This is a genomic window from Corynebacterium sp. LaCa_205 (assembly GCF_057458085.1).
This window is the reverse complement of the sequence record NZ_CP190931.1, coordinates 2,038,739-2,061,720: the sequence shown is the minus strand read 5'-3', so window position 1 is coordinate 2,061,720 and position 22,982 is coordinate 2,038,739. Positions and strand designations below refer to the sequence as shown.

Here is a 22,982-nt window from a genome sequence, read left to right as displayed (position 1 = left end):
TTTTGAAACCATGAGTGACAATACCTACGCAGCAGCCGGCGTCAGCATCGAAGAGGGCGACCGCGCCGTTGAGCTTTTCGCCCCGCACGCCAAGCGCGCCACCCGACCGGAGGTCCTAGGCGGCTTGGGCGGCTTCGCCGGCCTATTCAAGTTGGGCGATTACAAGGAGCCCATCCTGGCCGCCGGTTCCGACGGCGTTGGCACCAAGCTGGCCGTGGCCCAGGCCATGGACAAGCACGACACCATCGGCATCGACTTGGTCGCCATGTGCGTCGATGATCTCGTCGTCTGCGGCGCGGAGCCGCTTTTCCTGCAGGACTATATTGCCGTGGGCAAGGTCGTGCCGGAAAAGGTGGCCGAGGTAGTCAAGGGCATCGCCGAGGGGTGTGTGCAGGCCGGTGCCGCGCTATTGGGCGGCGAGACCGCCGAGCACCCCGGCATGATGGAAGAAAATGAATACGATGTCTCCGCCACCGCGGTGGGCGTCGTGGAGGCTGATGGCGTGCTCGGCCCCGATAAGGTCCGTGATGGCGACGTGCTCATCGCCATGGGGTCTTCCGGCTTGCACTCCAATGGCTACTCTTTGGCCCGCCACGTCCTTTTGGAGCAGGCTGGCATGCCTCTCGACGGCCACGTAGAAGAGCTGGGCCGTCCCCTCGGAGAGGAGCTGCTGGAGCCTACCCGCATCTACGCCAAGGATTGCCTGGCTTTGGCCAGTGAGTGCTCCGTATCCACCTTCTGCCACGTCACCGGCGGTGGGCTCGCCGGCAACCTCGAGCGCGTCATCCCGGAAGGCCTAGCCGCCGATATTAACCGTGCTTCGTGGACCCCGGGTCAGATTTTCAAGCTCATTTCCTCAGTGGGCAAGGTGGAGCTGGCTGAGATGGAGAAGACCTTCAATATGGGCGTGGGTATGATTGCCGTGGTCAACCCTGAAGACCGCGACCGCGCCCTAGCGATGCTTACTGCGCGCCACATCGATGCGTGGGAGCTGGGCACCGTTCGCTCCGCGTCTGGCGAAGAGCCGCGCGTGCTCATGCACGGCGAGCACCCAAATTTCTAATAGTGTCTTGCCCCGCTAGGGGAGGGCATGAGGAAGGGCCCTAGGAAATCCTAGGGCCCTTGAACTATCCAGCGGCGAGCGGAAGATTAGCGTTCGTCGCGGTCGTCATCCCATTCATCGACGTAGTCGGCGTATGGGTCATCCTCTTCATAATCGCGGGAGTCACCCTCTTGCTGTGCGGCGAGTTCCCGTTGTAGGGACTCGATATCCATCTCGGGTGAGTTGTACTTGAGCTGGCGTGCAACTTTGGTCTGCTTTGCCTTTGCGCGTCCGCGTCCCATGTGCATGACCCCCTTGGGTTAGTAGGGCGCGCCAGGGATTCTTGGGCGCCCCATCGACTTGTCTATTGAGTATCTTCCTGTAAGACACAATAGCCTGTGTGACGAAAAAATTCCGCACCGCCCCCCTAGCTAGTGGGAGATCTAACGTCCGCGCAGCCGGTTTACCGCCTCACGTCCGGCCTTGGGGCCCTCATCTTCGGGGATGGAAGAAGGATCGATGGAAGCCGCCGTATCGCCCACCTCTAGGGTGCCGGCGTCCAGCGCAGAGCGCTTCACGAGGCCTAGGGCAATGGGGCCAAAATCGCAGTCATCCACGATCGTGCCGATGCGGCCTACCTTACGTCCATTGAAAGTAATGTCATCGCCCACATTCGGCCGTTGCGGGGCTGAGCCGTCGAGGTGCAGCTGCACCAATAGGCGAGGGGAGCGGCCGAGGTTTTCCACGCGCGCTACCGTTTCCTGACCGCGGTAGCAGCCCTTATCGAGGTGGACGTGGGCCGGATTATCTGTGCTACGGCTAATCCACTGCGGTACCTCGTGGGGGATGGATTTATTATCTAGATCCGCTGCCAGCTCCGGCTCACGGGCCCGCACACGCTCGGCGGTAAACGCCATAAGCCCGGCCAGTCGCGCGCCGGATTCCTCCAAGAGCTTCGTTGCCTCAACCAAGGATTCGCGCGGAACTCCCAGGTCAACGCGATTGATTCCGGTCCACTGAACCTGGCGGGAAAACTCCACCATGGGTGGTAGGGGAATATCGGTTTCACCCAGGAGGGTGAGGATGGCGATATCAGCCTCCTCTACGGTGACCTCGGACCAAAAGATCATCATGGTGAGGAACTTGAAAAGGGAGTCGAATTGGGCCGCGGGGACGTCGATAAGAAAGGCGTCTTCGGTGCGGACGATATCCATGTGGTGGAGGATATGTCCTTGGATGTCTAGGTCAAGGGCACCGGCGCTAAAGCCCACGGGGGCGGTATCCAGCTTTTGCGAAAGCAAATTATTAAGAAACTCGGCGGCGTCCTTGCCGCTGACACGGATGACGCGGCGTTGGGAACGGTCGATGACTATGGTGCCGCCATCGGCAGCTCGTTGCTCACCCAGCGGATTGCCATAGTGCCAGGCCATGCCTTGGGCATCGAGTACGGTTGCGCCCTGGTGCTCCGCGGCACCGGTGCGTTGCAGAAGAGGCGAAGAATAACTCACAACTACCGATGGTAGGGCATAATCAAAGGTATGAAGTTCTCGCCGCGAAAAGAGCCGGTCATCTACGTTGTGGAGCCCTTTGGAGGGTCGGTACGCAGGCATATGTCTACGCTGCCTCTCGTCTACGCGGATGATGCCGCGGTCACCCGCGGCGATGGCATTTTTGAGTCCTTGCTCGTACGCGGAGGAAAAGCCGCTAACCTGCAGCGGCACGCGCAACGCTTCTGCGATTCGGCGCGCACCATGAATCTGCCGGAACCACCCATGGAGAAGTGGGAAGAAGCCACGCGCCTTGCAATTGCGGATTTCTGCGGGGAAGAGACAGGGGATGCTAAATGCACCTGGACCTATACCCGCGGACGCGCCTCCACGGGGCGGCCGAGCGCTTGGGTCGTGGTGCAGCCCATCGAGGAAAGGGTCCTAGAACAGCGCGCGCACGGCGTAGCCGTAATGACCAGCCCGCGCCTGTGGCACGTAGCTGAGGAATTACCCGCCAAGACGCTCAACTATGCGGCCACGATGGCGATGCTGCGCATGGCGCGAGAGAAGGGCTTTGAGGATCTCATCCTCACCGATCCGGACACCGGAGAAATCCTCGAGGGCGCAACCTCGACCGTGGTGGCCGTCAAGGGAGAGAAACTGCGCACCGCCGCCGGCCGCGGCATCCTTCCCGGAACCACGCAGGCGGCCCTTTTCGCCCACGCCACTAAGGAGGGCTATCGCTGCAAAGCCAAGCCGCTCACCGTGGAGTATCTGGAAAAGGCGGACTCAGTGTGGCTGGTGTCCTCGGTGCGCGTTGCCGCCCGGGTCACCCGGCTTAATGGCAAAAAATTAAAGGCCCCGGATAACGTGGACGTCATTCGAGACCTTATTGATAACGCGCTGGGGGACTAGCCAGCGATACGGGTGAGCTCCGCGGACATGTAGGGGCGCATTTCCCCATCAACCATGCGCTCGTCTACCCAGCCCAGGTTGTTATTGGGCATCAGGCCGTACATGCGCTTGCCCGGCCCCAGGTTTTTCGGTCCGGTTTCGGTGACCATGGTGGAGGCGGACTCCAGCTGCCATGCGCGGTCATTGAACGGCTCGCCGTAGAAGATTTCCACAATGCCGTTGGAAGAGGTGTAAGTGACCTCGATTTCATCCTTTTCAGAAATGCGCCAGAAGCCGGTCTCGCGCACGGAGGGGCCTTCCGGCTTGCCCTCGGTATCAATCTTCCAGGTACGGGAGCTAAACGTGAGGTAATTCTCGCCATCGTGGGCGATGACCAGCTGCTGGCCAAAGGTATATTCCTGGCCCTGCGTATCGTGTGCCTGGCCCTCGCCTTGCCAGACGCCCACGAGGGGGAGCAGTCCTAGCAGGCCGTCGTGCAGCGATGGGCCCTGGCGCAGGTTAGCGGTATCGTCCGGTACCGGGGTATCGCCCAGCTCGAGAGCGGGGATATTGCGGCTAGCGGCGTCTTTCCACTGCTCGGCGGCCTGGTTCACGGCATCGTTGCCGTTGAGCTTTCCCGGATCATTTTCCGGGTGGGAAGCCGCGGTGGTTTCGATGTTTTCGGGAGTGGTTTCATTTTTATTTTCGCTCATGGGCGTCCAGCCTAGTCGTGAACCCGCCTATTTAACTACTAGACTTGGGCCTCGTGCATGCATTGATGATCTCGAATCCCAACTCGACCTCACAAACCAACGCCCTTTTCCGCCAAATCGTTCCTTGCCTACAAGCGGTGGAGGGGCTGCGCCTGAAGGTGCAATTTACGCACCACCCCGGCCACGCCGAAGAGATGGTCAAGGGAATGACCAGGGATGACTATGACGTCATTATCGCTGTAGGCGGAGATGGGACCGTCAACGAGGTAGTCAACGGGCTCCTCGGCCCGGCCGATGGGCAGCGCCCCGACCCCCACTCCATCCCCGCGTTGGCCGTAATTCCTACCGGGTCTGCCAATGTTTTCGTGCGCGCTCTAGGTTTTCCCAACACTCCGGTGGAAGCCACTCACGTATTGGCGCGCATGCTGGAGCGCAACCTCCGTCGCACCATTTACCTGGGCACGTGGAACGATCGCTGGTTTGCCGTCAATGCCGGCTTCGGCTTGGATGCGGATGTTTTGGCGCGCGTGGACCGAGCGCGCGAGCAAGGATTTTCTGCCACTCCACTGCGCTATCTCAATGTTGCCATTCGGGCGTGGAGCCGCGCGCGGAAGAATCCACCGCATATTGCGGTTAAGGCCGAATCCAGCATCGGCGAGCAGCTGCGCAAAGACGATGTGCCGCTCATGTTTACCTCCAATACCAACCCGTGGACCTTCCTAGGCCCTCTGCCGGTTGTGACCAATCCGCGCAATTCTTTTGATGAGGGCCTTGCTCTTTTTGGCCTGGAGGAGTTTAGCGGACTTGGCGGCGTCGTCGGCCTGCTGCACCTCTTTGGTGCCGATAAACGTGGATGGCTCAATAAGCTCACCAAAGAAAAGACCGTGGCCTTCGACGATGCCATGCGCGTCGAACTGGTCTGCCGCGAACCGCAGCGCTTCCAGGCCGACGGGGAATCTGAGGGGCGCTTCGATGCCGTTACCTTAGCCTCCGTGAAGGAAGCCATCGAGGTATTCGCCCCGCAGCATAGGAGAGAAGTCCATAAGCGCACGATGAAGGAAGTGCTCCGGGACTTTATCCGCCTGCGCTAGCCTGCGGCGCAGGTCCCACCCGGTGCTTGGTGTCGGCGGCTTTCTTTTCTGCCTCTTCCACGGCCCTTTGCTCCGAGCCTTCAATCTCCAGAGGAGAGAGTTGGGCCAGCTGCACCTTGATATTGCGGCGCTGTATTTCGAAGGAGATGGTGCCGCCCTGCATTTTTACCGCGGTAGCCTGGGCCGGAAGCGGAAGCTGGCGAGTATCAAAGTTGAGGGAAAAGGCCTTTTGCAGGCGCTCGTCATCGGTGTCATAGACCTGCATGCGAAACTCCGGCCCGACTAAGCGGAGGGTGACTTTGGCGGTGGACTTGTGAGTATCGCCAGGCAGGGTGCCTGTCAGCTCAGCTTCCGCGGAGGTGCCACCGGAAGGGGAGATATCGTCTGGGTTGGCAATGGATAGATCGGTAATTCCCAGCAGGCGGCCCAACGCCACCCCGTCTAAGGAAATGCCGCGCGAGTAGGTAGAAACAGGCGCGCCCTCAATATCGCCGTTCATTACTTGTTCTGGGGTCACTGTAATATCGCGCAGTACGGTCGAAGCATTGACCATTCCCAGCTTGGGCACCTCCACGTCGAGCGCCTTGACCTCCAAATAGGGAATTTCCTTCGAGGCCGCAGCCCACACGTAGGGGGTGCCACCGATAAAGACATCTGGCGTATTTTCCAGCCGTGAATTGGCTTTTACGGCCTGTGCCACCTTGTGTTCCGTGTGCATAGCCACGCAGGCATCCGCCACCCAGGCCGCAATGAATACGCACACCACGAGGAGGATGTGTACGATGCGCCGGTCAATTCTTAGAACACTCACCCCTTCATTCTTACCCTACGTATTCTGGGGTCTATGACTAGCAATGCCTTTAGTATCACGGAAGAAAACCTGCCGGACTCCCCGGAGCTGGAGAGCCGCCTAGAAGAGCTTGCTGAGCAGGCCGAACGTGTGGATGGAATGGCGCCCCTTTCAGAGCAGTTCCTTAATGGCCTCACTGATTCCCGCCTGCAGCATCGCCACTTGGTGGCGTGGGTAGATAAGAAGCCGTGCGGCGTGGCTGGGCTGGATGGTTCCACCGCCGAGCTATTTATCGCCCCGGATTTCCGCGGACAGGGCTATGGGGCTTTGCTTTACGACGCCGCCGCGGAAACCCCCAATCTCCAGGCCTGGGCCCACGGGAACCTGCCGGCCGCACAGGCCCTGGCACACTCCCGAGGTCTGCAGGTCACCCGTAAGCTAGTGGTTATGGGTATTGGGGGAGAAGAGCTCGCTGCTGTCGCCCGTCCCGAGGACGTGCCTTTGACGGCGCTCAATTACTCCGAGTCGGTAGCAAAATGGGGGCAGGAGTTTGTGGAGGAGCAGTGGCTCAAGGCAAATAATGAGGCTTTTTCCTGGCACCCTGAGCAAGGTGGCTGGGATATAGATCGCCTGCACCGCGGCATGGAGGCGGATTGGTTTGATCCCGCTGACCTGCTCTTCTTGTGGGATACGGCAGGAGATCCGGTCCTAGCCGGCTTCCACTGGACCAAATGGCATGCGGAGGAAGCCCCGGGATTCGGTGAGGTCTACGTGGTGGGCTTGGCTGCGGACTATCGCGGCAAGAAATTGGGTGGACCGCTGCTGCAGATTGGTCTGCGTCGCATGGTGGAAAAGGGTGCTCAGCGGGTAATTCTTTATGTGGAAGCGGACAATGATCCGGCGCTGAAAGCATATGAGCGCCTGGGCTTTAAAGTTGATGAAGAACACGTCGTATGGGGTGTATGTGATTAAAGTCATGGGGTGAGCCGTGTTTGTTCACTCAGTGTTCACCTATTGGCACCCTTTTGGTCAGATCCTGCGGATAGCTTTACACCTTGTGAGTTAACCGCACCTGCGCACCTGCATCTCGCCCCAGAAAGCGAAGCGGGATGCGGGAAATATCTCTCTAGGAGATGCGGTTTCCTCGGACAATCAATCTCTGATCTGCACCGGAAAGGGTTTTCCCGTGATTCGCAACTTCAAGCGCACCGCCGCAATCTTCGGCATCGTAGCCGCAACCTCTACCGCTCTCGTAGCTTGCTCTGAGGAGTCTGGCTCCTCCTCCGATTCCGCTGGCGGCGAGGACGTCTCCGGCGAGCTCGTCGGCGACGGTGCATCCTCCCAGCAGAACGCAATGTCTTACTTCCAAACCGCGTTCTCCGAGGATCACCCAGACGCTTCCCTGTCCTACAATGCTTCCGGTTCCGGCGCCGGCGTTGAGGCCTTCACCAACGGCCAGGCTGACTTCGCTGGTTCTGACTCCGCCCTGAAGGAAGACGAGGGCGAGGTCGAGGCTGCCGCTAAGCGTTGCGACGGCAACGAGGCATGGCACCTGCCAACCACCATCGGCCCGGTTGCAATCGCCTACAACCTGGGTGACACCGAGATCAACCTTTCCACCAAGACCCTGGGCAAGATCTTCAAGGGCGAAATCAAGAAGTGGAACGACAAGGCTATCGCCGCTGACAACGAGGGCACCGACCTGCCGGACAAGGACATCACCGTCATCTTCCGTTCCGACGAGTCCGGTACCTCCGCAAACTTCCAGAAGTTCCTGAAGGCCGCTACGGGCGACTGGGACTCCGAGGGCAAGCAGTTCCCGGATTCTGTTGGTGAGGGCGCTAACGGTTCCTCCGGCGTTGCTGACCAGGTTGCAAGCATCGACGGTGCTATCACCTACGTCGAGGCTGGCTTTGCAGACCAGAAGGAAGGCGAGGGCGTTAAGAAGGCCAAGATTGACTTCGGCCACGGCCCAGTTGAGCTCTCCACCGAGTCCGTCAACAAGGCTTTGGAAAACCTGGAGTTCAAGAAGACCGACTCCGAGCACAACATGGTTGTTGACTCTGAGGCACTGTTCTCCTCCAATAACGAGGGTGCATACCCGCTCATCCTGACCACCTACAACATCGTCTGCTCCAAGGGCTACGATGAGGAGACCTCCAAGCTGGTCAAGTCCTTCTTCACCACCGTCCTGGATCACCAGGACGACCAGCTGGCTGAGCAAGGCTTCATCCCGGTTGAGGGTGCTCACCTGGACAAGCTGAAGGCTGCTGTTGACGCTTTGCAGTAAGCGCTAAAGCTGTAAAAGCTTAATACCTCCCGCCCCCACTGCCGCACACGATTCGCGCTTTGGGGGCGCAGGTATGTAACGATATGTTCCATTTTCAACGCTGAAAAGGATTAACAGTCTCATGGCAGACAATAATCTCACCACGGCTCCAGAGCAGGCGGACGCGAATATCACCGCTGCCGAGCGAGTCTCCACCAGCGGACACGAAGAAGTAGCTACCACCAGCTCCAATAGCGGCGTAAAGCGCCCAGGCGATCGTGTCTTTGAGTTCCTGTCCACTGCTTCGGCAACACTTATTACCGTCATGATTGCGGCTATTGCCGCCTTCCTGCTGTGGCGTGCAGTTCCCGCCCTGGGAGTCAACGACGGCGGCATCTTGGGTTTCTTTACCTATGGTGGCCGTTGGGAGACCACCGATACTTCTGCGATGAAGTTCGGTATCCCGACCATGTTCGGTACCACCGTCCTTATCTCCGTCTTCGCCCTCCTGCTGGCTATGCCGGTGGCCCTGGCCATTGCCATCTTCCTGTCCAACTACGCGCCTGCCCGCTTGGTCAAACCTCTCGGCTTCCTGGTGGACATGCTCGCTGCGGTTCCTTCCATTGTTTATGGTCTGTGGGGCTGGCAGGTTCTCGGCCCGGCGCTATCCGGCTTCTACTCCTGGATGGAGTCTTGGGCCGGCGGCTTCTTCCTCTTCCATGTCTTCGATAACTCGCCCTCTTTTGCTACCGGCCGCAACTTGTTTACCGGTGGCATCGTGCTCGCCGTGATGATTCTGCCGATCATCGCGGCCACCGCCCGCGAGGTCTTCGTGCAGACCCCTCCAGGCCAGGTGGAATCCGCCCTGGCGCTGGGCGCTACCCGTTGGGAAGTTATCCGCATGACCGTGCTGCCATTCGGCATGTCCGGCTATATCGCAGGCTCCATGCTCGGCCTGGGCCGTGCGCTGGGTGAGACCATGGCGCTGTACATGGTCGTCTCCCCGCTGATTGACTTCCGCTTCTCGCTTTTCGATGGCGGCACGACCTTCGCCACGGCCATCGCCCTGGCATCTGCCGAGTTCGGTAACGAGATGCGCGCTGGTGCCTACATCGCCGCCGGCCTCATGCTGTTCTTGCTGACCTTCGTGGTCAACGCAATTGCCCGCGCCATCGTGAAGAAGAAGTAAGGAGGGGAGGATCAATGACTACGACAACTAATGCCAAGCCTGCCTCCCAAGGCGGCGCGACATTCCTGGACATCTCCGGCTCCCGCAAGATGACCAATAACATCGCCACTGCAGTGGTCTGGGGCGCAATGATTTTGGCTATGGTCCCGCTGGTGTGGGTTCTGTGGGAACTCATCGCCCGCGGTAGTGGCGTAATCCTCAACCCTGAGTGGTGGACCGCCTCCCAGCGCGGCATCATGAATAGCTCGGCTGGCGGCGGTGCTGCCCACGCAATCGTGGGTACTTTCGTGCAAACCATTTTGGCTTCCGTCATCTCCATTCCCATCGGCATCTTCACCGCTATTTACCTGGTGGAGTACTCCAAGGGTGGATGGCTTGGCCGCATCACTACCTTCATGGTGGACATCCTGTCCGGTGTGCCTTCCATCGTCGCAGCCCTGTTCATCTTCGCCATGTGGATTACCCTCTTCGGCTTCGGCCGCTCTGGCTTCGCCGTGGCGCTGTCCCTGGTACTGCTGATGATTCCGATTGTGGTGCGCAATACCGAAGAGATGCTGCGCGTGGTCCCAATGGACTTGCGTGAGGCGTCCTACGCGCTCGGTGTACCAAAATGGAAGACCATCGCCCGTATCGTTCTGCCTACCGCCCTGTCCGGCATCGTCACCGGCATCATGCTGGCGATTGCCCGCGTGATGGGTGAGTCCTCGCCGGTGCTGGTCTTGGTTGGTTCCTCCTCCGTCATCAATTGGGACGCTTTCAAGGGATCTCAGTCCTCGCTCCCGTTGATGATGCTGGATATGTACAAGGCCGGCGCTCAGCCAGCCGTGCTGGACAAGCTTTGGGGTGCAGCTTTGACGCTGGTTATCCTCATCGCCGTCCTCAATATTGCGGCCCGCATCGTGTCCGCAAAGTTCTCGGTTAAGAAGTAAAACGCCGTAACACTCGATTCCGCCATACACTTGCTAGAGGAGAAACTCCCAAATGTCTAAGCTCGCGCTCAATGACGTGAACATTTTCTACGGCGACTTCCACGCCGTGCAGAACGTGAATATGCAGATCCCGGCCCAGGCCGTGACCGCATTCATCGGCCCTTCCGGCTGCGGTAAGTCCACCGTGCTGCGCACCATCAACCGTATGCACGAGGTCATTCCCGGCGCCTCGGTAAAGGGTGAAATCCTGCTCGATGGCACCAATATCTACGGACCAAAGGTTGACCCAGTATCCGTACGCAACACCATCGGCATGGTCTTCCAGAAGGCTAACCCGTTCCCCACGATGTCCATTGAGGACAATGTCGTGGCTGGCCTCAAGCTTTCCGGTGAGAAGAACAAGAAGAAGCTCAAGGAAGTCGCGGAGAAGTCCCTGCGCGGCGCCAACCTGTGGGACGAGGTCAAGGACCGCCTGGACAAGCCGGGCGGCGGCCTTTCCGGTGGTCAGCAGCAGCGTCTGTGCATCGCCCGCGCCATCGCCGTGGAGCCAGAGGTGCTGCTCATGGACGAGCCTTGTTCCGCCCTAGACCCGATTTCCACCCTCGCCGTGGAGGACCTTATCCACGAGCTGAAGGAGAACTTCACCATCGTCATCGTGACCCACAATATGCAGCAGGCAGCCCGTGTGTCCGATAAGACCGGCTTCTTCTCCCTGGAAGCAACCGGCAAGCCGGGTCACCTGGTGGAGTTCGATGACACCACCAAGATCTTCGAGAATCCTTCCCAGAAGGAGACCGAGGATTATATCTCTGGCCGCTTTGGCTAAAGAGTAGAGAGATTGTCCGAGAAAACGGGCCGGTTCATTCGAACCGGCCCGTTTCTTAGTTTTTATTCCTTAGCGGCGGAACTGACGCTCCAGCTCGGCCATACGGGCCTCGAACTCCGCGTCCTTCTTGCTCTCTTCTAGCTTTTTGGCATAGTCGTGGGGCAGCAGCCCAGTGATCAAATAGATAATGTGGCCGGCAACCGAAACGCAGTGGTCGGCATAGCGCTCGTAATAGCGCGTAATCTGCGAGGTCTCCACTGCCTCTCGGACGGATCCTTCCCACTCGCGCTGGGTCAGGAGGCGCAAAAGATGAGAGTTGATATCGTCCACGGCGTCGTCATCGGCGCGAAGGTTCACGGATAGATCCGCGTCGGGAGTAACGAGAATATTGTGCAGCACAGAACCCATCTCTTCAGTGAGACGGTACAGCTCCTCAAAGTAGCCCATGTAGTTCGCAGGCACCACGGGATCGGGGTGGCGGCGGCGTGCGGAATCCGCGATGTGTTGGGCAAGCTTTCCCATTCGGTAGAGGTCTTCCACGATATAGATGGAAGAGACAACTTGGCGGAGATCCTGCGCCATGGGGTTTTCTAGTGCTAAAAGTTTTACGGCGCGCTCCGAGCATCGAGTGCGGATCTCATCGAGCTCCTCAGTCATAGTGAGAGCTTCTTCGGCAGATTCCAAAACGCCCTGGATTAGCGCCTGTGAGGCCTTATCCATGATGGTGCGCACGGTATCGCACATGACGATGAGGTCATGGGAGAAGTTGTCTAAGTGTTCCCTGTAGGCAGCACGCATGCCAGAAATAATAGCGAAAACTTTCCATTCCCGCGCAACTTAAGTGGAAGATAAATGCACGATACCTATATACCCCAGGGTGTTCTGATGCCCTAATAAGGTTAACCGCCGGAATTCATAATATCTGCGGCGACGGGAACGCATTCATCCTCCGGATCGTCGAGCCAGCCATCTGGCAATGCCACCTTGGAAGGCGAACCTTGGCGGCCTCGGGCACCGTCGGCGTCGGCAGCCAAGGCGTCGGAATCTGCCCATGGGGCTAGGAGCTCTCGCAGTGCGTCGAGGGAATCCACCTTGGCCAAGCCCGCGCGTACTTGGCCGCCGACTGGGAAGCCGCGCAGGTACCAGCCAATGTGTTTGCGAATGTCGCGGGAAGCATTATCCTCGCCATCGTGCTCTGCGAGTAGCTCTGCGTGGCGGAGAATAACCTGGGTAACCTCACCCAGGGTGGGCTCAGCTGGGATGGACTCGCCGCGAAGGGCAGCGCCGAGCTCCGCAAAGAGCCACGGGCGGCCGAGGCAGCCGCGCCCGACCTGCACGCCGTCGCAACCGGTCTGTTCCATCATGCGGCGCGCATCCTCGGCGCGGAAGATATCGCCGTTGCCCAAAACCGGGACTCCAGTGTCTGCTAGGTGCTCTTTTAGTCGGGCGATCTCGTCCCACCGTGCTTCACCGGAATAGCGCTGGGCGGCGGTACGGCCATGCAAGGTAACGGCGGCGGCGCCGGATTCGACGGCGATGCGCCCCGCATCAAGATGCGTATGGTGTTCATCGTCAATGCCTACGCGCATCTTTACCGTTACTGGGATGTCGGTGCCCTCAGTAGCTTTGACGGCGGCGGAGACAATATTGCCAAAGAGGCGTCGCTTATAAGGCAAAGCGGATCCACCGCCGCGACGGGTCACCTTGGGAACCGGGCAGCCAAAGTTCATATCAATGTGGTCCGCCAAGTTCTCGTCCACGATCATCTTTGCTGCCTTGTAAGTATATTCCGGATCCACCGCATAAATCTGCAGTGATCGGGGTTCCTCCTGCGGAGCAAAGGTTGTCATGTGCAGCGTCTTTTCATTGCGCTCTACTAGCGCGCGGGCGGTGACCATCTCACAGACGTAGAGGCCGGAAACCGTGCCAGTGCGCGCCAATTCCTGCTCGCGGCACAACGTGCGGAAAGCAACGTTGGTTACCCCCGCCATCGGGGCGAGGATGACGGGGGAGGAGAGATCGTAGTGTCCAATGCGCAAATTCACGCCCCAATTGTGCTAGTTGACGGGCCAAAATAGCAACTAGGGGCACAGTGGTGGCGTTCCTTATTTCCGTTTTATGGGGTGGGGGTCACACAAATGTGGTGGAAATCTTGCAAAGATTCGCTAATGTGGTCTGTGTAACTAATTAGGACGGCCGTTATTTTGGCTAGTCTCTCGATGAAGGAGGATTACCCTTGTCCGAAAGAATCGCGTATGCCCCGTTTCAAAAGCTCGTAGTTTCGGCAGAAGAGGCTGCTCAGCACGTAAACCACGGTGATCGCGTAGGCATTTCCGGCTTTACCGGCGCTGGCTACCCTAAGGGCCTGCCTACCGCCATTGCAGAAAAGGCCAAGGCCCTGCACGAAAAGGGCGAGGAATTTAAGATCGATGTCTTCTCTGGTGCCTCTACTGCTCCGGATTGCGATGGCGTCCTCGCGGAAGCTGAGGCGATTCGCTTCCGCTCTCCTTATAACTCCGATCCCACCTTGCGTAAGCAGTTCAATGACGGAACCGCGCTCTACCAGGACATTCACCTGTCTCACTCTGGCCAGCAAGTAGAGGAGGGCTTCTACGGTGATTTCCAGGTAGCCATCATCGAGGCTGTGCGCATCACCGAGGAAGGCCACGTCGTCCCGTCCTCCGCCGTGGGCAATAACCTCGAATACATTGAGGCTGCGGATAAGATCATCATCGAGATTAATGAGTGGCAGTCCATCAACCTCGAGGGCATGCACGATATCTACCGCATCGAAAAGCTGCCGAACCGTCAGCCTATCCCTATCACCAAGCCGGGTGACCGCATCGGTACCACCTACATGGAGGTGCCGGAGGAGAAGGTGGTCGCAGTGGTCAAGACCGATGCCCCCGACCGCAACGCGCCGTTTAAGGAGCCGGACGAGATCTCGGAAAAGATCGCTGCAAACTTCATCGAGTTCCTTGAGGGTGAGGTGGCTGCCGGCCGCCTTGAGTATGACAAGTTCATCATGCAGTCCGGCGTGGGCAACGTGCCAAATGCCGTGATGGCTGGCCTCCTGGATTCCAAGTTTGAAAATATCCAGGCCTACACCGAGGTTATCCAGGATGGCATGCTTGATCTTATTGACGCCGGCAAGATGACCATGGCCTCTGCTACCTCCTTTGCCCTTTCCCCGGAGTATGCCGAGAAGATGAACGCGGAGGCAGAGCGCTACCGCAAGCACATCATTCTTCGCCCACAGCAGGTCTCCAATCACCCAGAGGTCATTCGCCGCGTTGGCCTGATTTCTTCCAATGGCATGATTGAGGCCGATATTTACGGCAATATCAACTCCACCAACGTCTCCGGCTCCCGAATCATGAACGGCACCGGTGGCTCGGGTGACTTCACCCGCAACGCCTATATCTCCACCTTCGTCTCGCCGTCCGTGGCCAAGGATGGCGCCATTTCCGCGCTGGTTCCTTTTGTGTCCCACACGGACCACACCGAACACGACACCATGGTCATCATTACCGAGTACGGAGTAGCTGACCTGCGCGGACTGGCTCCGAAGGAGCGCGTGGAGAAGGTCATCTCTGTGGCTCACCCGGACTACCGTCCGCTGCTGGAGGACTACTTCAAGCGTGCCAAGGAAAACAAGTTCCAGCACACCCCGCACGATTTGAAGACCGCCTTCGACTTCCAAGTGAACTTCATGGAAAAGGGCGATATGCGCGGCTAATCTAGCTGCGTCCTGGCAGGCGCTCAGTGCTAAGCTGGGCGCCTTTCGCTTGCCGACGCCCCCCCTAATTAGGACTTTGCAAATGCCGCAAGCTAAGATGTAGCGACGTTGGGCCTTTAGCTCAGTTGGTAGAGCTACGGACTTTTAATCCGCAGGTCGTGGGTTCGATCCCCACAGGGCCCACAACTGGAGCCACCCGGTAGGGTGGCTCCTTTTAGTTTTTCACCATCTTCTTGATGGCGCGCATCGCCTCTTCTAGCTTCTCCGTGGCCACTTCGCCGTCCTCGGCGGCAGCACCGGCCACGCAGTGCTCGATATGGTCTTCTAGGAGCGCGAGTGAGACATTTTCTAGCGCTGACTTCACGGCCGAAATCTGGGTAATAATGTCAATGCAATACTGGTCTTCCTCGATCATGCGATGGATGCCGCGTGTTTGGCCCTCAATACGTTTGAGCCGTGCGAGGTAGCGATCTTTACTTTGTGAATCTGCGTTATATCCGTGCACGTGTGGCTCGTGACAGGAGCACGTTTGATGCTGGTCAGACATGGTTCCTAATCTTTCTGGGGGAGCGATTTTGTAACTAGGTGAGGTCTCCAGTATATTTCTAGAGGTCGCCATAGCGCGACGGGCCCCCATCGTCTAGCGGCCTAGGACACTGCCCTTTCACGGCAGCGGCACGGGTTCGAATCCCGTTGGGGGTACCAACATGAAAGTGTTGGTACGAATTAAATATTCGATTGGCCTTGTGGCGCAGTTGGTTAGCGCGCCGCCCTGTCACGGCGGAGGTCGCGGGTTCAAGTCCCGTCAAGGTCGCAGAAAAGCAGCAATCGTTTCTACGATTGCTGCTTTTTGTTTTGGTACGCTGGCGCCAACTAAGGAATTAGGAGAGTCAGCACTGTGGAACCATACGTAGGGATTGTCGTCTTTGAGCTCGTGTCGCAGGATTCGGAGCTTAGGAATTTCTACCGGGAAGACTTCTTCCTCGTCTACGCAGATTCTGAGGAGGAGGCGCACCACAAGGTTGCTAACCGAGCTCACGAGCAAGAGTATGAAGAGCTGAAGTTGCGCCACATTGTAGATGTTGCTCCGGCCCTGTATGGCTATGTGGACCGAGATTGCGACCTTTACTCGCGACACTTTGCCGCACTGGAAGACTATGAGCGCTTTGAGATGAAATTAGGAGGAAGCGATCCTCTTCAGGCTCCCGAATAGTGTTATGACGTGCTGATTTGGTGAGTGTTGGGAGTCTTCTGTAAAGTAATTATCCGTGCCAGAGAGCACACATAATTTAAAATGGCCTTGTGGCGCAGTTGGTTAGCGCGCCGCCCTGTCACGGCGGAGGTCGCGGGTTCAAGTCCCGTCAAGGTCGCGGAAACCTTCGGGTTTCTGGCCAGATAGCTCAGTCGGTAGAGCACACGCCTGAAAAGTGTGGGGTCGCCAGTTCGATCCTGGCTCTGGCCACAATAATGGCTCCTCTTAAGAGGGGCCATTTTGCTTTAGTATAGGTGCATGGAACACGCTATTGCACACCAGACCGATAAATCCCGTTACGTCCTCACCGTGGACGGTACTGAGGCGGGTGCTTGCTACTACGTAGACGCGGGCGATACCCGCGAGTTCAACCACACGGTCATCAAGGACGCTTTTCGCGGCCAAGGACTGTCTGCGCCGTTGATTAAGGCTGCGCTTGATGATGCCCGGGGCGTCGGCAAGCAAGTCATCGCTTCCTGCTCCGCCGTGGCGCACTTTATAGAAAAGAATCCCGAATACCGCGACCTGCTACGCCCAGAAGGCATATAAAAAGCGGCCCACAAGTGCCTGTGGGCCGCTGGGAGAGAATTTAGATGTAGTAGTCGGGGTCGACCAGTTTGATGCGCTCATTTGGATTGCGTGGGCGGTTCTTGGCCGGGATGCCCACCGCGATATGTTCGGCGGGCACGTCCTTCGTCACTACGGCATTGGCGCCAATGGCCGATCCCTCACCGATCGTGATGGGGCCGAGTACCTTAGCGCCTGCGCCGATGACTACATTGTCCTCGATGGTGGGGTGGCGCTTAGTCTGAGTGAGTACCTGGCCACCGAGGGTGACACCGTGGTAAAGCATGACGCCATCGCCAATCTCGGCGGTTTCACCGATGACGATGCCCATGCCGTGGTCAATAAAGAAGCGGCGACCGATAGTGGCGCCCGGGTGGATTTCCACGCCGGTAAAGAAGCGGTTAATTTGCGCTAATATGCGCGCGGGCCCGCGTAGGCCGCGCTTCCACATCCAGTGCGAAATGCGATGAGACCACACCGCGTGGAGGCCGGAGTACACTATTGCATTTTCGACGTCGCCGCGAGCGGCTGGATCGTGATCTCTTGCATTCGCTAAGTCTTCACGGATGTAGCTCATAATGTTCATGCTCACATAGTACTGGCATAAAAAAGGCACCCGCCAAGGTTGGCGGGTGCTTTTATTCATCCGAAGTGATTTAAGCCTCGCGGATGTCCTCGAAGAGGATGGTGGAGACGTAGCGCTCACCGAAGTCCGGTAGGACAACCACGATGGTCTTGCCCTCAAACTCTGGGCGCTCTGCCAGCTTCAAAGCTGCAGAGACGTTAGCGCCGGCGGAAATGCCTACCAGCAGGCCTTCCTGGGTGGCCAAGTCGCGGGAGGCCTTAATGGACTCCTCGGTGGTGGCGGTAAAGACTTCGTCGAGAAGCTCGCGGTCAAGTACCTCAGGAACGAAGTTGGCGCCGATGCCCTGGATCTTGTGCGGGCCAGCGTGGCCTTCAGATAGGACAGGGGAGTCGGACGGCTCGACGGCGGCCAAGTGCAGGTCCGGATTCTTGGACTTGAGGAAGCGACCCACACCGGTAACGGTGCCGCCGGTGCCTACACCAGCAACGAAGGCATCAACCTTGCCCTCGGCGTCTTCCCAGATCTCCGGGCCGGTGGTCTCCTCGTGCATCTTCGGGTTTGCCTCGTTGGCGAACTGTGCAGCCAGGATAGCGTTGTCGTTCTCGGCGACGATTTCATTCGCCTTGTCGACGGCGCCCTGCATGCCCGCCGCGCCTGGGGTCAGTACAATCTCTGCGCCATAGGCGCGCAGCAGCACCTTGCGCTCGTTGGACATGGTCTCCGGCATGGTCAAGATGACCTTGTAGCCCAAAGTGGCGCCGGCCAGAGCTAGGGCAATGCCGGTATTGCCGGACGTGGCTTCCACGATGGTGCCGCCCGGCTTGAGCTGACCAGACTTCTCAGCGGCCTCAACGATGGCCTTGCCGATGCGGTCTTTCACGGAGTTAGCGGGGTTAAAAGATTCAACCTTGGCAAGCACGGTTGCACCCTTGCCCTCGGTAAGACGGTTTAGGCGGACCAGCGGGGTGCCGCCGATGGTTTCCATAATGTTGTTGTAGACAGCCATTGTATTGACTCCTTTGGGAATCGGATTTGGATTCAAATCGTGTACAACGCAAGGGTACACTACACAAGTAGACCGGTCAGTATATAAATTCTAGACCGGGCATTCGGGCATTCCATGTGGGATTACAACACCGGATAAGCCAGGGGCGATTTCGAATTACCCCCACATGCTGTCTATACTTCCACTCAGTTGCCCGCTGGCCCCCAAATTCCCGGGGGGAAGACGGGTACACCTGCTTGGTTACCCCCGACGAGGAAAGAGTCTCATGGAGTCGCATCGCCTCAAAGATGATGAAGAATCCGTACGCGCGGCGTTATCGTCCCTGAAAACCGCTACAGGTATTCCGGTGACGATGTATGCCACGCTGCTGCCAGACAATCGCTTGCAGATTACGCAGTGGGTGGGCCTACGTACCCCAGCGCTGCAGAATCTGATCATTGACTCAGGCGTTGGTGTGGGTGGGCGAGTGGTGAGCACTCGCCGCGCGGTAGGCGTCTCCGATTACACCCGTGCTACTACCATTTCGCACGAGAATGATCGCGTAATCCAAGACGAGGGCCTGCACTCCATCGTGGCTGTGCCCGTTACGGTCCAGCGCGAAATCCGCGGCGTCCTCTACGTGGGAGTGCATTCACCAGTTCGCCTGGGCGACAAGGTCATTGAAGAAGTGACGATGACCGCGCGCACTCTTGAGCAGGACCTAGCTGTAAATTCCGCGATGCGCCGCGCCGATGGGTCTAAAGGCGGAGCCGCCCGCGGCCACGTTATGAACGGTGCTGAGTGGGAACAGGTACGCTCCACCCACTCCAAGCTGCGCATGCTGGCTAACCGCGTGGAAGACGAGGAGCTGCGCAAGGAACTGGAGACGCTATGTGACCAGATGGTTTCTCCGGTGCGCGTGAAGCAATCCACCAAGCTCTCCGCCCGCGAGCTCGACGTTCTCTCTTGTGTGGCCCTGGGCCACACCAACGTGGAAGCGGCTGAGGAAATGGGAATCGGCGCAGAAACTGTGAAGTCTTATCTGCGCTCGGTAATGCGTAAACTCGGTGCGCACACCCGCTACGAGGCGGTCAATGCCGCCCGTCGCATCGGCGCGTTGCCTTAAGAACCGGTAGCGTAGGCAGTTGTGAAAGATCAGTTTATTGTTTCCGGCGGTGCCCGCTTAGAGGGCACCGTCAAAGTAGATGGCGCAAAAAATAGCGTCTTAAAGCTCATGGCCGCATCCTTGCTGGCGGAGGGCACTACGACGCTGACCAACTGCCCAGAAATTCTGGACGTCCCCCTGATGAAGAAGGTCCTCGAGGGGCTCGGTTGCGAGGTAGTTATCGAGGGCTCTGAAGTCCGGATTACTACTCCTGCGCAGCCACAATCTAATGCGGACTTTGATGCAGTCCGCCAGTTCCGCGCCTCCGTTTGTGTGCTCGGACCCCTGACCTCCCGCTGTGGTCATGCCAAGGTAGCGCTGCCCGGCGGCGACGCGATTGGTTCCCGCCCGCTAGACATGCACCAGACGGGCCTGGAAAAGCTGGGCGCTACCACTCGTATTGAGCACGGTGCCGTCGTGGCAGAAGCCACCCACCTACGTGGCGCGAATATTCGCCTTGATTTCCCGTCAGTGGGTGCAACCGAAAACATCCTCACCGCCGCGGTTCTCGCTGAGGGGGAAACCGTTCTGCATAATGCGGCTCGTGAGCCCGAAATCGTCGATCTGTGCACCATGCTCAAATCCATGGGTGCCGATATCGAAGGTGAAGGAAGCTCGGTGGTGACTATCCGGGGCGTCGATAAGCTGCAGCCCACCCAGCACGAGGTTATCGGTGACCGCATCGTGGCAGGTACATGGGCATATGCCGCCGCCATGACCCAGGGGGACATCACGGTGGGCGGTATCTCACCGCGCCACCTGCACCTGCCACTGGAAAAGCTGAAGTCCGCCGGTGCCGAACTGGAAACCTATGAGAACGGCTTCCGCGTACGCATGGATCAGCGCCCGCAGTCGGTGGACTATCAGACCCTGCCATTTCCGGGGTTCCCTACTGATTTGCAGCCTATGGCCATTGGCATCTCCGCCATTGCGGACGGAACGACGGTCATTACAGAGAATGTCTTTGAATCCCGCTTCCGTTTTGTAGATGAAATGCTGCGCCTGGGTGCCGACGCCCAGGTTGACGGCCACCATGTAGTAGTCCGTGGCAAAGAGCGGCTGTCTTCTACTCACGTATGGAGCTCCGATATCCGCGCAGGTGCGGGCTTGGTGCTTTCTGCGTTGTGTGCGGATGAGACCACTACGGTTCACGATGTTTTCCACATCGACCGCGGTTATCCGAATTTTGTAGAAAACCTGCAGCGTCTCGGCGCCACGATCGAAAGAACTCAAGAAGAAGAGCTCTTTTAACGACGTCCTCAGTACACAGTTTTCCGTAGTGTGCTGGGGATTTGTGTTGTTTGGTTGTGGTGGGCTAGATTAATCCAAGTCGCCGAGAGGTAGCCGGGAGGTTACTTGATGGTGACATTTTGTACGGACTTGGTTCGATGATTTGACTTTGTTCTTTGAGTTGAGTAAGTTTGTACGGGCTGCCGATGAGAGGTTAACGGGAAGTTAATTTTTTGTTGGTTGGTGGTGATGTTTGAGAACTCAATAGTGTGCCAATGTACTTTTTATTTTTTGTGTGCATGGTTGTGTGTTGATTGGTTTGTCTGCCAGCAGGCTTAGTGGTTTGTTGGTTGGTGTGTGCCGGTTGGGTATGTGGAACACGTACCTTTTTGAATGCTGTTTGGTGTTTCGGCTGCATTGAGATGGATTGGTTGGCATGTGATTGTGTTTACCTTTTTTGGTTTCCTCTTTTTGACCCCGTCGGGTTGAGGGGACTGTTTATTTTTTCTTTGTAGTAATTTTTTGGACGCCAGCATGAGCTGCATTTTGTGTGGTTTGTGGTGGTTTGTTCTTTTGTTGGGTTTCGGGCTTTTCACGGCCTGTTTCGGATTTGTTCTGAAATTTTTTGTGGAGAGTTTGATCCTGGCTCAGGACGAACGCTGGCGGCGTGCTTAACACATGCAAGTCGAACGGAAAGGCCCTGCTTGCAGGGTACTCGAGTGGCGAACGGGTGAGTAACACGTGGGTGATCTGCCCTGCACTTCGGGATAAGCCTGGGAAACTGGGTCTAATACCGGATAGGAGCCATTTTTAGTGTGATGGTTGGAAAGTTTTTTCGGTGTAGGATGAGCTCGCGGCCTATCAGCTTGTTGGTGGGGTAATGGCCTACCAAGGCGGCGACGGGTAGCCGGCCTGAGAGGGTGGACGGCCACATTGGGACTGAGATACGGCCCAGACTCCTACGGGAGGCAGCAGTGGGGAATATTGCACAATGGGCGCAAGCCTGATGCAGCGACGCCGCGTGGGGGATGACGGCCTTCGGGTTGTAAACTCCTTTCGCTAGGGACGAAGCTTTTGTGACGGTACCTAGATAAGAAGCACCGGCTAACTACGTGCCAGCAGCCGCGGTAATACGTAGGGTGCGAGCGTTGTCCGGAATTACTGGGCGTAAAGGGCTCGTAGGTGGTTTGTCGCGTCGTCTGTGAAATTCCGGGGCTTAACTCCGGGCGTGCAGGCGATACGGGCATAACTTGAGTACTGTAGGGGTAACTGGAATTCCTGGTGTAGCGGTGAAATGCGCAGATATCAGGAGGAACACCGATGGCGAAGGCAGGTTACTGGGCAGTTACTGACGCTGAGGAGCGAAAGCATGGGTAGCGAACAGGATTAGATACCCTGGTAGTCCATGCCGTAAACGGTGGGCGCTAGGTGTGAGGGTCTTTTCACGACTTTCGTGCCGTAGCTAACGCATTAAGCGCCCCGCCTGGGGAGTACGGCCGCAAGGCTAAAACTCAAAGGAATTGACGGGGGCCCGCACAAGCGGCGGAGCATGTGGATTAATTCGATGCAACGCGAAGAACCTTACCTGGGCTTGACATACACCGGATCGGGCTAGAGATAGTCTTTCCCTTTGTGGCTGGTGTACAGGTGGTGCATGGTTGTCGTCAGCTCGTGTCGTGAGATGTTGGGTTAAGTCCCGCAACGAGCGCAACCCTTGTCTTATGTTGCCAGCATTTGGTTGGGGACTCATGAGAGACTGCCGGGGTCAACTCGGAGGAAGGTGGGGATGACGTCAAATCATCATGCCCCTTATGTCCAGGGCTTCACACATGCTACAATGGTCGGTACAACGCGCAGCGACACTGTGAGGTGGAGCGAATCGCTGAAAGCCGGCCTTAGTTCGGATTGGGGTCTGCAACTCGACCCCATGAAGTCGGAGTCGCTAGTAATCGCAGATCAGCAACGCTGCGGTGAATACGTTCCCGGGCCTTGTACACACCGCCCGTCACGTCATGAAAGTTGGTAACACCCGAAGCCGGTGGCCCAAACTTGTTAGGGAGCCGTCGAAGGTGGGATCGGCGATTGGGACGAAGTCGTAACAAGGTACCCGTACCGGAAGGTGCGGGTGGATCACCTCCTTTCTAAGGAGCTTTATTATTTGGGCACAGTTGTGCCTTGTCCTGCCACTTTGTGGTGGGTGTTGGTTGAGTGTGCGAGTGTCATGCTGC

The 22,982-nt window shown here is 57.8% G+C and carries 22 protein-coding genes, 5 tRNA genes and 1 rRNA gene; 19 read left to right on the top strand and 9 right to left on the bottom strand.

Annotated elements, in window-relative coordinates:
* Nucleotides 1-10 precede the first annotated feature (10 nt).
* Nucleotides 11-1,063: a phosphoribosylformylglycinamidine cyclo-ligase gene (purM, locus tag ACP8J1_RS10000; RefSeq protein WP_023019867.1), complete on the top strand. Its 1,053-nt coding sequence runs from the start codon at nt 11-13 to the stop codon at nt 1,061-1,063.
* An 86-nt stretch (nt 1,064-1,149) separates the two neighbouring features.
* On the opposite strand, the gene ACP8J1_RS09995 is transcribed toward purM, so the two are convergent.
* Together ACP8J1_RS09995 and ygfZ are read right to left on the bottom strand one after the other, a co-directional pair.
* Nucleotides 1,150-1,344: a DUF3073 domain-containing protein gene (locus ACP8J1_RS09995; RefSeq protein WP_023019866.1), complete on the bottom strand. Its 195-nt coding sequence runs from the start codon at nt 1,342-1,344 to the stop codon at nt 1,150-1,152.
* 141 nt (nt 1,345-1,485) lie between these two features.
* Nucleotides 1,486-2,550 carry a CAF17-like 4Fe-4S cluster assembly/insertion protein YgfZ gene (gene ygfZ, locus ACP8J1_RS09990; RefSeq protein ID WP_302517687.1) on the bottom strand — a complete coding sequence of 355 codons (1,065 nt, stop codon included), beginning with the start codon at nt 2,548-2,550 and terminating at the stop codon, nt 1,486-1,488.
* Nucleotides 2,551-2,580: 30 nt separating this feature from the next.
* On the opposite strand from ygfZ, the gene ACP8J1_RS09985 reads away from it, so the two are divergent.
* Entirely contained in the window at nt 2,581-3,444 is an 864-nt protein-coding gene (locus ACP8J1_RS09985) for an aminodeoxychorismate lyase (RefSeq protein ID WP_023019864.1), read from the top strand.
* Here ACP8J1_RS09985 and ACP8J1_RS09980 read toward each other — a convergent pair.
* Nucleotides 3,441-4,136, bottom strand: coding sequence for a heme-binding beta-barrel domain-containing protein (locus tag ACP8J1_RS09980; protein ID WP_023019863.1), 696 nt, complete (start codon nt 4,134-4,136; stop codon nt 3,441-3,443). The genes ACP8J1_RS09985 and ACP8J1_RS09980 overlap by 4 nt on opposite strands.
* A gap of 53 nt (nt 4,137-4,189) precedes the next feature.
* On the opposite strand from ACP8J1_RS09980, the gene ACP8J1_RS09975 reads away from it, so the two are divergent.
* Nucleotides 4,190-5,227, top strand: coding sequence for a diacylglycerol/lipid kinase family protein (locus tag ACP8J1_RS09975; RefSeq protein ID WP_156900708.1), 1,038 nt, complete (start codon nt 4,190-4,192; stop codon nt 5,225-5,227).
* Here the strand turns inward: ACP8J1_RS09975 and ACP8J1_RS09970 are convergent.
* Nucleotides 5,211-6,038: an LmeA family phospholipid-binding protein gene (locus ACP8J1_RS09970; RefSeq protein WP_023019861.1), complete on the bottom strand. Its 828-nt coding sequence runs from the start codon at nt 6,036-6,038 to the stop codon at nt 5,211-5,213. The two genes, ACP8J1_RS09975 and ACP8J1_RS09970, sit on opposite strands and share 17 nt — an antisense overlap.
* Nucleotides 6,039-6,071: 33 nt before the next feature.
* Here ACP8J1_RS09970 and mshD point away from each other — a divergent pair, with 33 nt between their 5' ends.
* From mshD to pstB, 5 genes are all read left to right on the top strand, one after another.
* A complete protein-coding gene (mshD, locus tag ACP8J1_RS09965; RefSeq protein ID WP_023019860.1) occupies nt 6,072-6,989 on the top strand; it encodes a mycothiol synthase in 918 nt (305 codons plus the stop codon).
* A 214-nt stretch (nt 6,990-7,203) separates the two neighbouring features.
* On the top strand, nt 7,204-8,307 hold the full coding sequence (gene pstS, locus ACP8J1_RS09960) for a phosphate ABC transporter substrate-binding protein PstS (RefSeq protein ID WP_023019859.1): 1,104 nt from the start codon (nt 7,204-7,206) through the stop codon (nt 8,305-8,307).
* Nucleotides 8,308-8,428: 121 nt separating this feature from the next.
* Nucleotides 8,429-9,475: a phosphate ABC transporter permease subunit PstC gene (gene pstC, locus ACP8J1_RS09955; protein WP_023019858.1), complete on the top strand. Its 1,047-nt coding sequence runs from the start codon at nt 8,429-8,431 to the stop codon at nt 9,473-9,475.
* A 14-nt stretch (nt 9,476-9,489) separates the two neighbouring features.
* Nucleotides 9,490-10,404, top strand: a complete 915-nt coding sequence (gene pstA, locus ACP8J1_RS09950) for a phosphate ABC transporter permease PstA (RefSeq protein ID WP_005325819.1) — start codon at nt 9,490-9,492, stop codon at nt 10,402-10,404.
* 52 nt (nt 10,405-10,456) lie between these two features.
* Nucleotides 10,457-11,230 carry a phosphate ABC transporter ATP-binding protein PstB gene (gene pstB, locus ACP8J1_RS09945; protein ID WP_023019857.1) on the top strand — a complete coding sequence of 258 codons (774 nt, stop codon included), beginning with the start codon at nt 10,457-10,459 and terminating at the stop codon, nt 11,228-11,230.
* Between the two features lie 69 nt (nt 11,231-11,299).
* Here the strand turns inward: pstB and phoU are convergent, their stop codons facing one another.
* Both phoU and dusB read right to left on the bottom strand, forming a co-directional pair.
* Nucleotides 11,300-12,028 carry a phosphate signaling complex protein PhoU gene (phoU, locus tag ACP8J1_RS09940; RefSeq protein WP_023019856.1) on the bottom strand — a complete coding sequence of 243 codons (729 nt, stop codon included), beginning with the start codon at nt 12,026-12,028 and terminating at the stop codon, nt 11,300-11,302.
* A 101-nt stretch (nt 12,029-12,129) separates the two neighbouring features.
* The gene (gene dusB, locus ACP8J1_RS09935; protein WP_023019855.1) at nt 12,130-13,275 is read right to left on the bottom strand and encodes a tRNA dihydrouridine synthase DusB; all 1,146 of its coding nucleotides are present in this window, start codon (nt 13,273-13,275) and stop codon (nt 12,130-12,132) included.
* A 191-nt stretch (nt 13,276-13,466) separates the two neighbouring features.
* On the opposite strand from dusB, the gene scpC reads away from it, so the two are divergent.
* Complete coding sequence (scpC, locus tag ACP8J1_RS09930; RefSeq protein WP_023019854.1) at nt 13,467-14,969, top strand: succinyl-CoA:acetate CoA-transferase ScpC; 1,503 nt, start codon at nt 13,467-13,469, stop codon at nt 14,967-14,969.
* 110 nt (nt 14,970-15,079) lie between these two features.
* Nucleotides 15,080-15,152 (top strand) — tRNA-Lys (locus ACP8J1_RS09925).
* Between the two features lie 31 nt (nt 15,153-15,183).
* On the opposite strand, the gene ACP8J1_RS09920 is transcribed toward ACP8J1_RS09925, so the two are convergent.
* Nucleotides 15,184-15,516 carry a metal-sensitive transcriptional regulator gene (locus ACP8J1_RS09920; protein WP_023019853.1) on the bottom strand — a complete coding sequence of 111 codons (333 nt, stop codon included), beginning with the start codon at nt 15,514-15,516 and terminating at the stop codon, nt 15,184-15,186.
* Nucleotides 15,517-15,598: 82 nt separating this feature from the next.
* On the opposite strand from ACP8J1_RS09920, the gene ACP8J1_RS09915 reads away from it, so the two are divergent.
* The 6 genes from ACP8J1_RS09915 to ACP8J1_RS09890 all read left to right on the top strand — a co-directional run bounded on the left by ACP8J1_RS09915 (nt 15,599) and on the right by ACP8J1_RS09890 (nt 16,770).
* Nucleotides 15,599-15,674: transfer RNA gene (locus ACP8J1_RS09915), tRNA-Glu, on the top strand.
* 35 nt (nt 15,675-15,709) lie between these two features.
* A tRNA-Asp gene (locus ACP8J1_RS09910) sits at nt 15,710-15,783 on the top strand.
* 84 nt (nt 15,784-15,867) lie between these two features.
* The gene (locus ACP8J1_RS09905) at nt 15,868-16,182 is read left to right on the top strand and encodes a DUF4288 domain-containing protein (RefSeq protein WP_023019852.1); all 315 of its coding nucleotides are present in this window, start codon (nt 15,868-15,870) and stop codon (nt 16,180-16,182) included.
* Between the two features lie 83 nt (nt 16,183-16,265).
* A tRNA-Asp gene (locus tag ACP8J1_RS09900) sits at nt 16,266-16,339 on the top strand.
* A 19-nt stretch (nt 16,340-16,358) separates the two neighbouring features.
* A tRNA-Phe gene (locus ACP8J1_RS09895) sits at nt 16,359-16,431 on the top strand.
* Nucleotides 16,432-16,479: 48 nt separating this feature from the next.
* A complete protein-coding gene (locus ACP8J1_RS09890) occupies nt 16,480-16,770 on the top strand; it encodes a GNAT family N-acetyltransferase (protein ID WP_023019851.1) in 291 nt (96 codons plus the stop codon).
* 40 nt (nt 16,771-16,810) lie between these two features.
* On the opposite strand, the gene epsC is transcribed toward ACP8J1_RS09890, so the two are convergent.
* The gene (epsC, locus tag ACP8J1_RS09885; RefSeq protein ID WP_034655513.1) at nt 16,811-17,374 is read right to left on the bottom strand and encodes a serine O-acetyltransferase EpsC; all 564 of its coding nucleotides are present in this window, start codon (nt 17,372-17,374) and stop codon (nt 16,811-16,813) included.
* Between the two features lie 70 nt (nt 17,375-17,444).
* Entirely contained in the window at nt 17,445-18,380 is a 936-nt protein-coding gene (cysK, locus tag ACP8J1_RS09880) for a cysteine synthase A (RefSeq protein WP_023019849.1), read from the bottom strand.
* A 265-nt stretch (nt 18,381-18,645) separates the two neighbouring features.
* Between cysK and ramA the strand changes: the two genes are divergently transcribed.
* The 3 genes from ramA to ACP8J1_RS09865 all read left to right on the top strand — a co-directional run bounded on the left by ramA (nt 18,646) and on the right by ACP8J1_RS09865 (nt 22,895).
* A complete protein-coding gene (ramA, locus tag ACP8J1_RS09875; RefSeq protein WP_005325834.1) occupies nt 18,646-19,485 on the top strand; it encodes an acetate metabolism transcriptional regulator RamA in 840 nt (279 codons plus the stop codon).
* A 21-nt stretch (nt 19,486-19,506) separates the two neighbouring features.
* Nucleotides 19,507-20,775 carry a UDP-N-acetylglucosamine 1-carboxyvinyltransferase gene (gene murA / locus ACP8J1_RS09870; RefSeq protein WP_023019848.1) on the top strand — a complete coding sequence of 423 codons (1,269 nt, stop codon included), beginning with the start codon at nt 19,507-19,509 and terminating at the stop codon, nt 20,773-20,775.
* A gap of 603 nt (nt 20,776-21,378) precedes the next feature.
* Nucleotides 21,379-22,895: ribosomal RNA gene (locus ACP8J1_RS09865) — 16S ribosomal RNA — on the top strand.
* The last annotated feature ends 87 nt before the right edge of the window (nt 22,896-22,982 follow it).

Excerpts from the sequence above, each read along its gene's own strand:
- purM (WP_023019867.1), top strand. The coding sequence starts at position 11 with ATGAGTGACAATACCTACGCAGCAGCCGGCGTCAGCATCGAAGAGGGC.
- ACP8J1_RS09995 (WP_023019866.1), bottom strand. The coding sequence starts at position 1,344 with ATGGGACGCGGACGCGCAAAGGCAAAGCAGACCAAAGTTGCACGCCAG.
- ACP8J1_RS09985 (WP_023019864.1), top strand. The coding sequence starts at position 2,581 with ATGAAGTTCTCGCCGCGAAAAGAGCCGGTCATCTACGTTGTGGAGCCC.
- ACP8J1_RS09980 (WP_023019863.1), bottom strand. The coding sequence starts at position 4,136 with ATGAGCGAAAATAAAAATGAAACCACTCCCGAAAACATCGAAACCACC.
- mshD (WP_023019860.1), top strand. The coding sequence starts at position 6,072 with ATGACTAGCAATGCCTTTAGTATCACGGAAGAAAACCTGCCGGACTCC.
- pstC (WP_023019858.1), top strand. The coding sequence starts at position 8,429 with ATGGCAGACAATAATCTCACCACGGCTCCAGAGCAGGCGGACGCGAAT.
- pstA (WP_005325819.1), top strand. The coding sequence starts at position 9,490 with ATGACTACGACAACTAATGCCAAGCCTGCCTCCCAAGGCGGCGCGACA.
- pstB (WP_023019857.1), top strand. The coding sequence starts at position 10,457 with ATGTCTAAGCTCGCGCTCAATGACGTGAACATTTTCTACGGCGACTTC.
- phoU (WP_023019856.1), bottom strand. The coding sequence starts at position 12,028 with ATGCGTGCTGCCTACAGGGAACACTTAGACAACTTCTCCCATGACCTC.
- ACP8J1_RS09920 (WP_023019853.1), bottom strand. The coding sequence starts at position 15,516 with ATGTCTGACCAGCATCAAACGTGCTCCTGTCACGAGCCACACGTGCAC.
- ACP8J1_RS09890 (WP_023019851.1), top strand. The coding sequence starts at position 16,480 with ATGGAACACGCTATTGCACACCAGACCGATAAATCCCGTTACGTCCTC.
- epsC (WP_034655513.1), bottom strand. The coding sequence starts at position 17,374 with ATGAACATTATGAGCTACATCCGTGAAGACTTAGCGAATGCAAGAGAT.
- cysK (WP_023019849.1), bottom strand. The coding sequence starts at position 18,380 with ATGGCTGTCTACAACAACATTATGGAAACCATCGGCGGCACCCCGCTG.
- ramA (WP_005325834.1), top strand. The coding sequence starts at position 18,646 with ATGGAGTCGCATCGCCTCAAAGATGATGAAGAATCCGTACGCGCGGCG.